This window comes from Nostoc sp. 106C, assembly GCF_002154725.1.
Taxonomy (GTDB): Bacteria; Cyanobacteriota; Cyanobacteriia; order Cyanobacteriales; family Nostocaceae; genus Aulosira.
The window spans coordinates 1-14694 of sequence record NZ_MTAW01000072.1; the positions used below are offsets into that span (position 1 = coordinate 1).

The following is a 14694-nucleotide window of genomic DNA, read 5'->3' on the forward strand; positions in this document are numbered from 1 at the left end:
TGCTGTACAGCCATGATTTCTGTCAACAGCAAATCATTTGGGCTACTTAACCTATCCTCACAGCTCTTTTTCAAGCTAGGTCTATTGTCGAGTAGCAGCACTAAGAGCGTTGGCGCAGCCCGCCGCAGGCATCGCCCGGCTAATGGTATTGTAGAGAATGTTCACCTGGCGCATGAGAGGGTTATTATGCCAGATGTTCAATTTAATAAATACTACCGATACGAAGACCTGACAAGCATCTTGCATAGTTATGCAGAGGAATTTCCTCATCTGATACGCATAGAAAGTATCGGCAAGAGTTATGAAGGTCGTGACATCTGGCTTCTGACTGTTAGTAATTTCGCTACCGGATCAGACCAAGAAAAACCTGCTCTCTGGGTTGATGGCAATATCCACGCGGTAGAATTAGCACCGTCGATTGTCTGCCTGTACCTGCTGCAAACATTAGTTACAGGCTACGGCACTCATTCAGATATTACTCGTTGTTTAGACACTCGCACCTTCTATATTTGCCCGCGTGTTAACCCTGATGGTGCGGAGTGGGCCTTGGCTGATAAACCTAAATTTATTCGTTCTGCTACCCGTCCCTATCCTGAAGGTAGGGAAAGCAACGATGGTTTAGTCATGGAAGATATAGATGGTGATGGTCGGATTTTACTCATGCGCATCCCCGATGCCAATGGTGCTTGGAAAATCTGCCCTACAGAACCGCGTTTATTGGTACGTCGTGAACCAACAGAAATTGGTGGTCAATATTATCGACTGTTACCAGAAGGACATATTGAAAATTACGATGGAGTGCAGATTAATATCCAGCCGACCCAACAGGGGTTAGACTTGAACCGCAATTTTCCAGTTATGTGGCGACAAGAATTTCAACAGCCCGGGGCTGGTCCTTATCCGACATCAGAAACAGAAGTGCGATCGCTTGTCCAATTTATAACTACTCATCCTAACATTACTGGGGCTGTATCTTTTCACACTTTTAGCGGTGTACTCATCCGTCCTTACAGCTACCACAGCGATGAGGAATTCCCTGTTCAAGACCTCCGCACTTATCAATACATTGGTAAAAAAGGTACTGAAATTACTGAATACCCAGCTATTTCTGCTTTTCATGACTTTCGCTACGATCCCAAAGATTTTATCTCTGGTACTTTTGACGATTGGGCTTATGACGAACAGGGTGTATTTACTTGGACAGTAGAAGTTTGGAGTCCGCAAAGCCAAGCCGGAATTAAAGATTATAAACACATCGAATGGTATCGAGAACACCCATTAGAAGATGAACTGAAGCTGTTACGTTGGAACGATGAACAACTCTCAGGTAAGGGATACGTTGACTGGTATACCTTCGACCATCCCCAACTTGGTCAAGTAGAATTAGGTGGCTGGAATACTATGTATGCGTGGGGTAATCCACCCCCAGAGTTTTTAGAGAAGGAAATAGCCCGCTTTCCAGATTGGTTAGTTTGGCATTTGTTAATCTCCCCTCGTTTAGAGATTTATGAAACCAGTGTCTGCAACTTAGGTAACGATCTGTATCGAGTGCGGCTGGTAGTGCATAATACAGGCTGGCTACCTACCTACGTTACCCAAAAAGCCTTGGAGAAAAAGCTGGTAAGAGGCTGTATCTGTGAAATTGAATTACCTGATAGTGCAACTTTGGAAACAGGGAAAACCCGTGAAGACTTGGGACAATTAGAGGGACGCGCCTACCAACCTTCACATCCTACTAGAAGGCAGAGTGACCCTACTCAAGACCGGGCAAAGGTAGAATGGGTGGTACGTGGACCCCTAGGTAGCACGGTTAAACTATTAGCTCGTCATGAACGTGCGGGAGTTGTGCGCACTGAGGTGAAATTAGCTTGATAATTGTTCGCGATCCCAAAAATTGGTAGAGTTGGTAAGAAATGCACATATACAGACAATGAATAATGACGTTGTGCTTTTTCTGATCAGTGCTGGTCTGCTTGTGAGCTATCTGATATTTTCGGCATTGACCGAGATGGGGACGAAGCTACCGTGGAAGAAGTAGAGGGTAGGGTTGAGGAGTGCGATCGCATCCTCTGCCAACGAGCAGCCGCTACTTTTAATATCAGATAAAAATATTTTCAAAAATTTGTTGTCAAAAAAGACACTCGCTTTGTTGTTCTGAAATATCTTTTGCTATATTTTTAGTCCTAAATGAGATTGATGCGGTAGCGTTTATCAATCTTCAGCGGGATGCCAACTTTTGAGAATTGCAATTACATATGGGTGAAGTTGTAAATCTGAAATTCTTTTCTCTAGAGAATTACCAAGAAAACACTTAAGTAGAAAAGTCTATTTTATAATCTAGTTTATAAATAGAGAAATTTGTTAGGATAGCAGACCAAAAACAAATATACCAAACTAACAAAGCTCAAAAGCTTAGAGAATCCGTATTTTCAAGTTTGAATTTTGAATGAGCGAATTTTGCAGAGCCTTACTAGGCATTAATCATGGTTTAACTTTGGGACTGCGATCGCCTATTTCTGGTCTAAGCTTGTCTATTCGCTGCCATGCTCAAAGATTTACCTTTGTTGTCAACTATCTAAAGAGGGAAAAAAATGTCTAAAAATTTAGCCTATAGCTAGTTGTTGAATTCAGATGTCGGATTAAAAATATTAATTATGTGAATAATGCACATTCTCGGCTCTTAATAGTAGACTCATGCAACTCAAGATTGATGTGATTAGGCTTATTCAAAAAGGTAATACGGCGAATAAATACCAAGTTTTCGGGTACAAGACCAGATTACTAAAACTGATAAAGTCATGAATTTATACTAAGATTCTCTTGGTTGTTGAAAAATCTCAGATACCCTTAGTAGCTTTTTTATGCTGAGTGTTATCTGTGATTCTTGAAAAGCTTAACTCTCATCACACACTTAGGGTTGCTCTTTGGGGCAAATATTTGACAAGAAGATATGAAATGCAAGGGCAGGTGGCTATATTGGTAGATTTTTAGACTTTAAGGATTTAACACTTCGCATTCGTAGTTTTGGTTAAGAGGCGAACCTAGTCATCATCTCAATATGTGAGCCTACTGAACCTTGCATTCAGTACTTCCCAATAATCAATCAATGAATTGAGAAACGACTCTACTTGTTTTTGGAGGCTATTTTCATGTTTAGTTGGTTTCGCGGCTCATTTGTAAAGAGCAGTTTGCTAGCTTTAGGAGTACTAGCTGCCACATTAACTCCTATTGTAATTTCTATCCCTGCTTCGGCTCAAGATACTACTCCAGCACCAGGTACGACAACAACACCAGGCACAACACCAGGCACAACATCTAACTTGTCTGATGTTGGTTCAAATTACTGGGCAAGTCCATTCATTACAGCCTTAGCCCAAAGAAACGTGATTGCAGGGTTCCCTGATGGCACCTTTAAGCCGGATCAACCTGTGACTCGTGCGCAATTCGCAGCAATGATTCAAAAAGCTTTCAACCAGAATACAGTTCGGCAATTAGCTTCTGGTGGATTTTCAGATGTTCCAGCTAACTATTGGGCAGCGGACGCAATTCGAGTAGCCTACGAAACTGGATTTATGTCAGGCTATCCAGGGAATCGGTTTTTGCCCAATGAACAAATTCCTAAAGTACAGGCGATAGTTGCTTTATCCAGTGGTTTGGGTTTGACTGCTAGCGATGCATCTAACGTTTTAAACACTTACTATACAGATGCCTCAGCAATCCCAAATTATGCAGTGAATAATGTGGCAGCTGCAACACAAGCCAATATTGTTGTTAACTATCCTGAAGTTAGACAACTCAATCCGCAAAGGACTCTGACACGTGCTGAAGCAGCAGCACTTTTGTATCAAGCTTTAGTGAGACAAGGACAAGTACAACCTATTGCTAGCAATCTTCCAGCGGCTAGTTATATTGTTGCAGCTAGTACTCAACCTGGCACTAATCAACCTGGTACTACTGGCGGTACAGATATCGTTTCCTTAGCTGCATCTAGTGCTTCTTTTACAACTTTGACTTCTTTACTAAGAAGCACAGGTTTAGCAGAAACCTTACAACAAGCAGGCCCCTATACCGTTTTTGCTCCCACAGATCAAGCATTTGCAGCATTACCACCAGGTACTCTCCAGCAGTTACAACAACCAGAGAACCGAGAAACATTGATTAAGCTTTTGCGATATCATGTGGTTCCCGGTCAAATAACCGCTAGCCAACTTTCAACTGGGCAATTAAAAACTATTGAAGACACACCAGTAGATATTAAAGTTGATAGCGCCAATAATCAAATTGCTGTTAACAATGCAAGAGTTCTTCAAACGAATGTCCAAGCTAGCAATGGCGTTATCTATCCAATTAATGAAGTCCTGATTCCGCCTAACCTGAATGCTCAGCAACCGGGTACTAATCAAGGAGGAACTACTGGTGCAGTTTCACCAGGTAGAAGAACCCTTGGTGGTCCTAGCTATATAGGAGTTGCTGGTAACATTGGTTTAACTGGTGCTAACGCTCTGAGCGTAGGTAACGTTTCAGTAATTAGCAAACTTGGTTTGACACGTAATATATCAGTGCGTCCATCGGCAATTTTTGGAGATGAGACACTAGTTCTAGTTCCTGTGACTTTAGATTTTGCCCCACAAGCAGCGCCTGTATCTGGACAAACTTTCCCAATATCTCCTTTCATTGGGGCTGGGGTAGCTATTGATACTTCTGGTGATACCGATATTGCTTTTATGGCAACTGGTGGTGTAGACATTCCTTTAGGTTCTCGCTTTACAGCTACAGGTGCTGTGAACGCAGCCTTTTTTGATGAAACTAGCGTAGGTCTAACATTAGGAGTTGGTTATAACTTCTAAATGTTGAGTAATGGGTAATAAGTCAAATCTATTACCCATTATCTTTGGTGTGAAATAGAGTCATATTTAGGAAGTTTATAATAAGGAGTTGAGTCCTGATTTCGAGGACTCAACTCCTTATTACTGGAGTATACGATTTTAGTTAAAAATTTGAATGAAACGGACTAATGTCGTTTAAGTGCTAAAGTCAGTCCATCACCAATGGGAATCAAGGAAAGCGTTACCCGTTCGTCGTTCCGTAACTTCTGATTGAGGGCACGAATAGCTTGGGTACTTTCATCTTGAATATGGGGGTCAGCAATTCGTCCAGACCATAAAACATTATCGATCGCAATCAATCCCCCCGGACGAATCAATTGCAAAGAACGTTCGTAATATGCGTCATAATTTTCTTTATCTGCATCGATAAAAGCAAAATCAAACGTCTTAGCTTGTCCAGTTGCCAACAACTCATCTAAAGTTTCCAAGGCTGGTGCTAATCGCAGGTCAATTTTCTCGGCAACTCTTGCTTCCTGCCAATAACGCCGAGCGATCGCCGTAAACTCTTCACTGACATCACAAGCGATAATTTTACCATCAGCAGGCAGTGCCAAGGCGACAGAGAGTGAACTATAACCTGTAAATACTCCAACTTCCAAGGTTTTCTTGGCTCCAATTAACTGGATTAGCAGTCTCATAAACTGCCCTTGTTCCGGGGAAATTTGCATTGTACCCCGAGGATGCTTAGCCGTTTCTTGGCGCAATTTCTGGAGAATTTCTGGCTCCCGCAGCGAAACTGATAAAAGATAACTGTAGAGTTGTTCATCAAGACCAATAGTTCGTTTTGACATGGTGATAGAGAATGCGAGTCATCAACCGCTATACTATCGCTGGAGAGTATTGTGTAAGAAAGAAGATGTTAGAAGGCAGAGGGCAGATGGCAGATGAGCCACTGCGTTGCGGAGGTTCCCTCCGTTGTAGCAAGTGGCGTGGCAGAAGGAAAGAAAGTTTATTTTATAATCTGTTTAACTGTTTTCAACTAAATAGTTATCTTCGCCAAGCTGCACTAGGGTTGACGGCAATATTGTTAATGCTATTGACGGCTTGTGGTACTCTTGGGCTGCTACCAACCAGCCAGTTAGTGCAAAAAGCGATCGCACTGCAACTAGAACAAACTCAGCAACAACTTAGCCAAAAGCTAGATCTAGACTTCCAAGGCTTTGATATTAAACGGCTATCAATTACCGAGCAAAAACCGCTCACAATCGAGAGTTTACCAGCTTTTCGAGTGCGGGGAAACTATGACCTAATCATCAAGTTGCCAAAAAGACGCTTGACGCAACTGCAACAACCGTTTGAAGTTTATTTGCAAGTTCAGCAAGAAGGTAAAACTTGGCGATTGTTGCTCCCAGAAAGGGTGGGAAAAGATACTCAACCAATTTGGCATAGCTATCTAATTCTTTAGCTGGATGTGCAGCTGAAAAAACTATCACATAATTTCCGTATAACTGCCCAGTTATAGCCATCATCGAGGTAATAGTTTAACTGGGGGCAACGGAAGATGTACATTAAGTTTTTCATCAGTTCCATTGTCGGAATTGTAGTTTTGGTGCTGGTGGCTTTTGGTTTACTGCAATGGTTGCACATTCCCGCTGGTAGCTTCCTTGACTGGGTAATTGGTGGCGTAAGTTTTTGGTGGCTGTTGGTAATTGTTACCGTACCCTGGAATGTGCATTTTCAGGCTAAAGAAGTTTTAGCAGAAGCAGCGCAGTCGATAGAAAAACGCATTCCCGTAGATGAGAAACAACTCAAGTATGTCAGGCTGTTGGCAAAGCGATCGCTCTGGGTTGCTTTAGCCTTACATTTATTTTCAGCTATTGGTCTTTATACACTCGCGGCGACTGGTATTAGTACTGTAGGCTACATTAGTTCGGGTGCAGCCTTATTATTAACTATCCTCCGTCCAGCCATCCGTGCTTACGAATATTTGTATGCGCGGTTAACGATGATTCGCCAAGAATGGAAATATCCTCGTGAAGATATTGTGGAACTGCGCGATCGCTTTTCTGTATTAGAACAAAAAATGCAGCGCTTAGAAGAACAACTCGATGCAGAACAACCTTACTCAATTATTGCAAATCAACAACGGTTTAGTGAAGAAACACGCAAAGATTTAGCTATAATTGCCGCTAATTTAGAAGAATTACGCGCTACAAATCAAACCGAACATGAACGTCTATCGCGGGAAGCCAGAAATGCGATCGCGCAACTTTCTACTGATGGGCAATTTCTCGATCATGTCCGCGAAATTATTCGATTTTTTAAAACAGCATAGTCGTAATTCGTAATTCGCAAGGGGTCAGATCCCCGACTTCTTGAAGAAGTCGGGGATCTCGCAGCCCATCAAAATTAATGAAAGAAAGCACTAGTATAAAGACTCGTTAGGGGTTTCACCCCTAGGGGGATTGACATACTAGCGCATCATCAACGCTTTGCATAAGATGATGCTTCACAAATACCGATAACACCAGCGCCAGCTTTTACACCGTATTCACTGGCGCTTTTATTGTAGCTATGACCACCCGTGAAAGTGCAAATGTCTCTCACCCTCCAGTGGCTGTATATATGACTACAATTATGTAAATTCTGGGTGAAACTGTACGCAAAAGCTGAATTATTAGGTACGTAGATGCGGAGTAGCCTGCGTCTAGGTTTCAATTTACAAAAGTAAAGCTTGAGAGAACCCGATCAAATACCGCTTGATTAAAGATGGTTGTGGGACGCCCTTGGTTAAAATTAAAAAGAGTCGAGACAGTAATGATATATTTGCGATCGCGACTAAAAAACGCAACCTTTTTCTCGACTCCTAAAGTATTAGAAATGTAACTAATAGCAGCTTGATTAGCAACTTTAGTATTAGCAAACTTCTCTGCTGTGGAGTCGTTTTGCTTGACGATCTCAGTTAAAGTGCGATTTTTAGAATTAACTGATGTTATGTAAATAGAAATACTCTTAGGATATTCTGTAGGTGCTTTATTTTTAATTAAACATTGCGCCCGTGTAAAACTGTTAGGGTCAAGTACGAGTATTCCATTCTCGCGAACTACCAAAGTTCTATAGTTATCAGGAATGTTAAAGCGATAGCCAAGTCGTTCTTGACGAATAATTCTAGGTTTTATAGCAGCAGGAACAACGCTATTTTGAGGGCAAATTTGAGCCTGTACTACATTGGGTTGAGCAGCAAGAGTTACGCCTGCTAAAGCAGTTCCTAGTAAAATATTTTTTAGTAGCATAATTTATCTATCTACCTACACATTCTGCTAACTTAAACCAACTGATAGCTTAGATTGATTTGGTATAAGAGCTTGAACTAGATTTAAATATATTGACGACCTTAGGATATAGAAAGTGCCAAATAAAAGCTAAGGCTTTAATCACATTGAATCTGATTCATTTTTTTACAATAAAAGATAGGGGTCTGCTGAATTCGACAACAGTAATGTAGGCAGGAAAATTGCCATCTTAAGGATTAGTTGGCTCGATTTTTTGTTTGACTCTAGCTCTAACTTTGCTATTGTCTGCTTTACGTATACCTGAAACTTCCAGCCTGACTTTATTTTGAAATTGAAGTTCACCTGCTGTATCTTCGCTACCCAACTAATAATCAAATTTAGTACCTTTGCGCGATCGCAACTCCATTTTGAATAATTGTCACTTCTTCACCTTTAATTACCCAATTTAGAAGTTCAGAAAAGGTGACTTCTGCCTCTTGAACATTAATATTTACAGTCATAGCAAAGCCTCTCCTAAAAGCTATAGCTGGCTTTTATCGTTCTTTTTCAATTCTACAGACCAGCCTACATACAGGCGATGAATACTCAGGAACGCTCCTCCAGTATCAGTATAGATTCAGCCGCACGTCCAAATTCTTCGGGTGCGTATTGTAAATGAACCTCTGCACCTGGCCAGAGGAATTTACCGGGGGTAACAGAACGTACTAAGTAATGCAGGCTATAAACTCCTGGTTCGAGGTGGTCGGCGTAGGCGATAATGCGATCGCGGTAAATGTTTTTAAACCCAAGTTGCCAACTATCGGCTTTTGCTTGCAATGCTGCTGTTGTAGTTTGGAAACTTGTATCTACTGCTTCTAATCCGGCTGGTAGAGGGTCTGTAATTACTACATGATCCACAGGATGATCAGTAATAATTTCTAAACCAATATCAAACACTTGTCCTGGTGTTAAAGTTAAGGGTTTATCAAAGGCGTAAAGACCTAATTTTTGCAGGACTTTTTCTTCACCAACTTTCTGTATTTCTCTTGAGACTCGTAAACCGTTAAACTTTCCTGGTTGATTTCCTTGCAAGCGATAATTATAGGCAACCAGATAATGCAATTTACCTCTACCTGATTTTTGTAGAACTAAATCATGACGACCACGAGGTAATTTATTCATTGGTACATTTATCTGTAAGCTAGGATTGCTGTAGCCTTCAAAGCGATTTTCTCCTAACTTTTTACCAGCTAATTGTACAGAAGACGCAAAATTAGGTGGTGTGGGTTGTAGTTGGCTATATTCTACTAAAGCTGTGAGTGCTTGGGCGTTGTTATAAGTAGTTTGCCATGTGCCATTTCTTCGTTGTGCTAGCAAACTTTGAAATAATTTATCTACTACTTCCGGTTTAGCTTTGTTAGCAATAAATAGACGCAAAGCTTGTGCTTGTGCTGTTGTTGATGAACTCATCCATCCCCAACTATTGGGTAAACTAATAACTGCTGTGCGACCAGTTTCATATATATTTTGTTGCAACTGGTTCAACATTGTTTGCGATTCGTCTTGCCATTCAGGAAATTGAGATAAGTATCGCGCTAGTTTTATTTGATTAACTACATCAAAATTATTGCGCTGTTGATAAATATCTGCTAAGAAGCTATTGCGTTTATCTCCAAGTTCTGCTAAAGCTATCAAGGCATTTAGTTGCAGTTGATTTTTACAAAGTTGTTGTTTGCAAAAATCATATTGTCTAGGGTTAGCGAGAACTTTTTGTAAGTAACCCTTGAGGCGAGAAATCATCCCCGAATCAATTAAACCAGGGAAGGCTTGATTTACTTTAGCTAAAGATTCTGCTGCGTAAGAGGACACCCAAGGATCGGATTTTTCTTGGTCGGAGTAGGAAGCAAAACCACCATCGGCTACTTGGAGTTTTTGCAGTTGCTCAGTTGCTAGATTTGCTTGTTGATTAGTATTAAATTCGGCAAATGTCTGTCCATATTTTTGTGAGAGAGTTTGCAAATTCGCCGCAATGATTAACTGACTCGCTGCTGGTTCTGCAAATGGTAATTCGTTATCGGCTAAAACTTGTTTGGCTGGTGCTTTAATTTCTGGTATTAAGGTACTCGCCAGTTGAATATCTAAGCCTCCCGCATCTGGGAAGGTATTTTTATCGACATTTACAGGAATTTTACTCTGCTTTTCGGCGATTCCTGTTTCCACAACTTGTTCGGTAATTTCTAGCGGCTTAATATCTAAAGGTACTTCAAATGCATCGGCTGCATTATTTAACTGCGTAGTAAAACGGACTTTCCCCTCTCCTACATTCTCTGCAACCATTGGGAAACGGTAAGCTTGGGTAGTGGGTTCGGCTTTGGTTTGTAAAGCAGTGCTTGTGGGGTTATTTTCAGCAAACTTCACCGTACCACTAAGTTCACCGTTAATTGAGAGATTTCCGCTATTACCAGTGTTGTTGGTGACTGATAAACCTGCGAGGATGCGATCGCCTGGACGGGCAAATTGTGGCAGGATGGCATTAGTTAGCAGTGGTTTGGTAGTAATAAATGTGTTATCGCCATTGCCAAAACGCAGATTTCCATCGGTAGCCACAGCCATAACTCGCCATGTGGTTAAGTCATCGGGGAGTTTAAATTCGATTTGTGCTTTACCGCTAGCATCTGTCACCACCGAACCATTGTAGTAAGCTAAGGCTTGAAAATCTGTGCGGACGCGGGTATTAGCTGCGCCTGATGAAAAGCCACCGCCGTAACCCCAGCCTTTGGGTTTGGGGATATCTTGGGGTTGAATGACAACATCGGGACGATTATCGCTAAAACGAGTTGCGATCGCTTGTTCGGCGTATACTGTATCTACCAAATCCGGTGGACGATAACCAGATAATTGCAGTACCGCCTCATTCACCACCATGATTGTAAATTGTCCTTGGGTGGGGATATCTTGATTATCCGAGAGTTGTAGTTGTACGGTTTCCTCAGCGCCAGGTTCGAGTGATGCTTGCAATGGCTTAACCTGCACTTTTAAATATTGATTCTGCAAGTTGACTTTAAAGGGTGCAAAGCCAATTTTCACTAATTTATCTAAACTTCCCGGTTCTACTTCATTCAGTGGTGCGCCTTGTCTAACTAACACAGCTTGTACTGCTGCATTCGGTAACATTTCTGGTGTAACTTCAAACTGAATTTGTGGTGCGCCTCCCTTGACTTTGATAATCTGCTGATAGAGAGGTTTGTCTTTAATGACTGCAAAATATAATTCTGCTTCTGGGTAGGGAGATTGAATTAATGCAGTTGCAGTTTCACCAGGTTTAAACTCTTTTTTATCTAGTTTAACTTCTAGCCTGTCTTCTTCAGCAGAACCCCAGAATACTTGATTATCTCCTGTCACCCAAATTTGTAAATCTGTGGCGCTTAATTCATCTTTTGTATCGCTGAAATTTGCCCTAATTCTGTAGGAACCGGATTCTTTTGATGTCAAAGTTACCGATTGAGGTTTGTCAGCAGATGTCACTTCTGCTTGTCCCACTGTCTTATATTCAACTTGATTTTTTGGTGTCCGGCTACCTTCCACTAATTTAGTAACGCTGCTATATTTCATCTGTTGTAATTCCAGGCGCAGCCGTTGACCTGTGATGGGTTTTCCTGTAGGGTCAGTAACAATAGCTTCAATAGAAAACGGTTTACCAGCATCAGCAACAAAATTACTTTTTAACCCGATGAGGCGATTACTAGGTAAGGCTGTAAATGTTTGCGAATTCGCCACCGATAAATTAGAAACATCTGCGACTTGTACATCTACCCGGTAAGTCATTGGGTATGGTAAATCCTTGGCAACTGTTAGAGTTTGTTCACTTTTACCGTTTGTATCAAGCTGAGAATTACTTTGCAAGACATCGCTAGTTAAAGTTGGACTTTCTTCCGGCCAAAACCATTGTCTACCAAAGTTAAATTCTTCCCAACCTTTAGGAATCAAATTAGCCTGCTGGCGGGTAACAAAATATTTCGCTTCACCTCCTTGCACAGGCGCACCAAATAAATAGTTACTCGCAGCCTTCGCCTCAACTTTCTCCCCAATTAAGGCAAATTCCTTATCTAAATTGAGTTCAACTTTAAAATTAGGCGGTTTAAATTCTGCAACTCGAAACTCACCAGAAATTTCTTGTCCAGTTTTACCTTTAGCTTGGATTGTATAATATCCTAAGCGTTGAGTTTTACTAATTGGCAACTCTAAAGAGAATGTACCAAACTCATTAGTTGTCTTTGTACCTAAACTAGTATTTTGCCCATCAGGATTAACTAGAGTTAACTGGTAAACTGCATTTTTATCTTGCTGAATTGTGCCGTTTTGTAAGTAATCAGCAAAGCCAGTTAACCAAGCTTTTTCACCTGGTTGATATAACTGCCTATCTGAGAAGATAATTCCGCGTGATTCTGGTTTCCCATCTTGCCAACCTGCATCAATCCCATAACCATAAACACCGCTATATTCTTCTGTACGGGTAAATGCCCAATCTTGATTTTCACGGGCAATTATTAAAAGTTCTGGTGCTTTGACAAATCTTTGACTACCAGGAAAACATTGCTGTAAATCTTCACGTTTAATACTTAAATTCCCAGTATCATCAGTTTTGCCAGTTGCACAAGGTGAAGCTGATGTGCGAGATTTTTCGTTCAATTTTGATTGATAAATTTCTACAGATGCAGCCTTCACAGGTGAACCATCGCTAAGATGATGGACGCGAATTAAGCCGGAATTAGGAAACCACTGCGAAAATACACCTAAATTCGTTAATTGTACTAAGCCATAAGTTGTTGGTTCCCGCCACAGTTCCTTACCATTTTCTTGATATTTATTAGTACGTGCTTGCACACCATAAGCTAACATCCCCGTCGGAGAAGATAGCTTTTCTCGCAGAGGAATAGTCACATCAACTGCTTGATTGTTTTTCTTCGCTACCGGGAAACTTTGCCAGTCAATAGGTTTGGGTAAGAAATTATTCGCATAATTATCGTAAACCAAATCTGTTGGTTGCACTAATTTATAAGCTGCTTTATACTTCGACTCTGGCAGATTTATTGTATTGATATTTAGCTGTAAGTCTTTACCAGAAGGGAAAATATTTAACTCTGAGGGAACCCAAATATCCCCAGCTAAATCACCAGTTTCATATTTAACTGTGACAGGCTTACCCAAAGTCTGTCCAAACTTATCTTTGAGATTTGCACCAACAGTAATTGTATAACTAGTTGCTGGTGCTAATGCATAAGGATTAATATTTACAACTCTATCTTCATCATTAACTTGGATAAGTCTAGGAATATCTTTAGGCGCAGGGTTAATTTTAATATTTCCTATAGCTGAATCTGCAACTAAGATGTTATTAAATTCTAGCTGCGGACTACCTTGAACAAATCTTCCATAGGTTCCGCCTGCGTCTGGTTGTCCATAGAAATTAATTTTTTGAAACGCCAAAGGTGAATAGGTGGCTAATTTACTCGCGAATTCTTTTTCACTAGGTAAATTGCCATAAGCAGGACGGATACCAGGCGCAAAATTTAGCCGATAACGAGTTGCTTGTGCAAGAGTTTGTTGAGGGATAAGTTGATAAATCCAATTGCGTTGTGAAGGGTCAAATTTTTCTAAGGTGTCTTCTTGTTCTTGGGGCTTATCTTCTTTGAGTAATTCAACATTGAAGCCAATATATTCATTTTTGCCTTCAGGAACTAACTGTAAATGTTTCTGTACAGAATTGACATCTAGTTCCACATTCGATGTAAATTGTAACTTAGGCTGCAACTCAATTGGTTGATCGTCAGCCTTTTCCATCGGGTTAACACCAGGTAAATTCGTCAGCTTAATCGGTTCCGTGTTGAAAGTCCAAGCTAAATCTTTATCTAACCGATGATTTTTTAAGTCAGCTAAACCAGATTTTAGAGTAACTTTAAATCTTGTAGCTTGTGGTAAGGCTTTATCGGCTTGAAAACCCACCATCCGCGGTGTTAAAAAGCGAAATTTACCAGGTAAAGGTGGTAAAAGTTCAAATTTTTGTAGTAAGTTTTGCTGTTCTGGACTGTCTAAGCTTTCCACTGGGATTAACGCCTCTTTAAATCGAATGCGAATTTGATTGAGTAGTTTTGCATCGCCAATGGGGCTAATTTGTTCAATCCAATCTGGTAAATTTGGCGGTGCTAAAGGCGTAACTGTTGGTAGTGGTTCCTTACCTGGGCTAATTCCAAAAAAATTACACCCTGCTATTCCTATCAGCAGTGTTAATGTAAGTAGAAATTGAATAAAAATTTTAATAATCATAATAAGCTTAAAAATACCTTCATTATCTCTTCTCTCTGCGCCTCTGCGTGAGATATTTTATATAGATAACCAATACAACATGATTGTTCCTAACAATTACTACAATTCTTAACTAATGAACCACAGAGGCACAGAGACACAGAGAAGATATTATATTAAGAACTATTGACTTTTTGCTTGTCATAATTGACATATTTAAATCTATCCTTTAATCGTCAACAGCCATTTGCAAAAAAATACCAATGACAAATGGCAAATGACAAAGAACAACT

10 protein-coding genes are annotated in these 14694 nt (G+C 40.6%); 5 read left to right on the forward strand and 5 right to left on the reverse strand.

The features are described from left to right. On the forward strand, window positions 1–1872 hold a 1872-nt coding region (locus tag BV375_RS07080), incomplete at its 5' end, for a M14 family metallopeptidase (protein WP_208099072.1). A 108-nt stretch (window positions 1873–1980) separates the two neighbouring features. Here the strand turns inward: BV375_RS07080 and BV375_RS36650 are convergent. After that, window positions 1981–2118, reverse strand: a complete 138-nt coding sequence (locus tag BV375_RS36650; protein WP_166507398.1) for a hypothetical protein — start codon at window positions 2116–2118, stop codon at window positions 1981–1983. Between the two features lie 328 nt (window positions 2119–2446). Between BV375_RS36650 and BV375_RS37510 the strand changes: the two genes are divergently transcribed. Beyond that, complete coding sequence (locus BV375_RS37510; RefSeq protein WP_208099073.1) at window positions 2447–2599, forward strand: hypothetical protein; 153 nt, start codon at window positions 2447–2449, stop codon at window positions 2597–2599. Between the two features lie 550 nt (window positions 2600–3149). Next, a complete protein-coding gene (locus BV375_RS07085) occupies window positions 3150–4847 on the forward strand; it encodes a fasciclin domain-containing protein (protein ID WP_086758728.1) in 1698 nt (565 codons plus the stop codon). Window positions 4848–5011: 164 nt separating this feature from the next. Here BV375_RS07085 and BV375_RS07090 read toward each other — a convergent pair whose 3' ends face one another. Then, the gene (locus BV375_RS07090; RefSeq protein ID WP_086758730.1) at window positions 5012–5677 is read right to left on the reverse strand and encodes a class I SAM-dependent methyltransferase; all 666 of its coding nucleotides are present in this window, start codon (window positions 5675–5677) and stop codon (window positions 5012–5014) included. A gap of 239 nt (window positions 5678–5916) precedes the next feature. Between BV375_RS07090 and BV375_RS07095 the strand changes: the two genes are divergently transcribed. Both BV375_RS07095 and BV375_RS07100 read left to right on the forward strand, forming a co-directional pair. Next, a complete protein-coding gene (locus tag BV375_RS07095; protein WP_086758752.1) occupies window positions 5917–6291 on the forward strand; it encodes a hypothetical protein in 375 nt (124 codons plus the stop codon). Between the two features lie 96 nt (window positions 6292–6387). Then, window positions 6388–7161, forward strand: a complete 774-nt coding sequence (locus BV375_RS07100) for a hypothetical protein (protein ID WP_086758732.1) — start codon at window positions 6388–6390, stop codon at window positions 7159–7161. Window positions 7162–7540: 379 nt separating this feature from the next. Here BV375_RS07100 and BV375_RS07105 read toward each other — a convergent pair whose 3' ends face one another. The 3 genes from BV375_RS07105 to BV375_RS07110 form a co-directional block, all read right to left on the reverse strand. Further along, window positions 7541–8119, reverse strand: coding sequence for a hypothetical protein (locus BV375_RS07105; protein WP_086758734.1), 579 nt, complete (start codon window positions 8117–8119; stop codon window positions 7541–7543). A gap of 377 nt (window positions 8120–8496) precedes the next feature. Beyond that, window positions 8497–8619 (reverse strand): hypothetical protein, encoded by a 123-nt coding sequence (locus BV375_RS38650; RefSeq protein WP_279432907.1) that lies wholly within the window; start codon window positions 8617–8619, stop codon window positions 8497–8499. Window positions 8620–8704: 85 nt separating this feature from the next. Next, a complete protein-coding gene (locus BV375_RS07110) occupies window positions 8705–14422 on the reverse strand; it encodes an alpha-2-macroglobulin (protein WP_208099074.1) in 5718 nt (1905 codons plus the stop codon). Window positions 14423–14694: the final 272 nt, after the last annotated feature.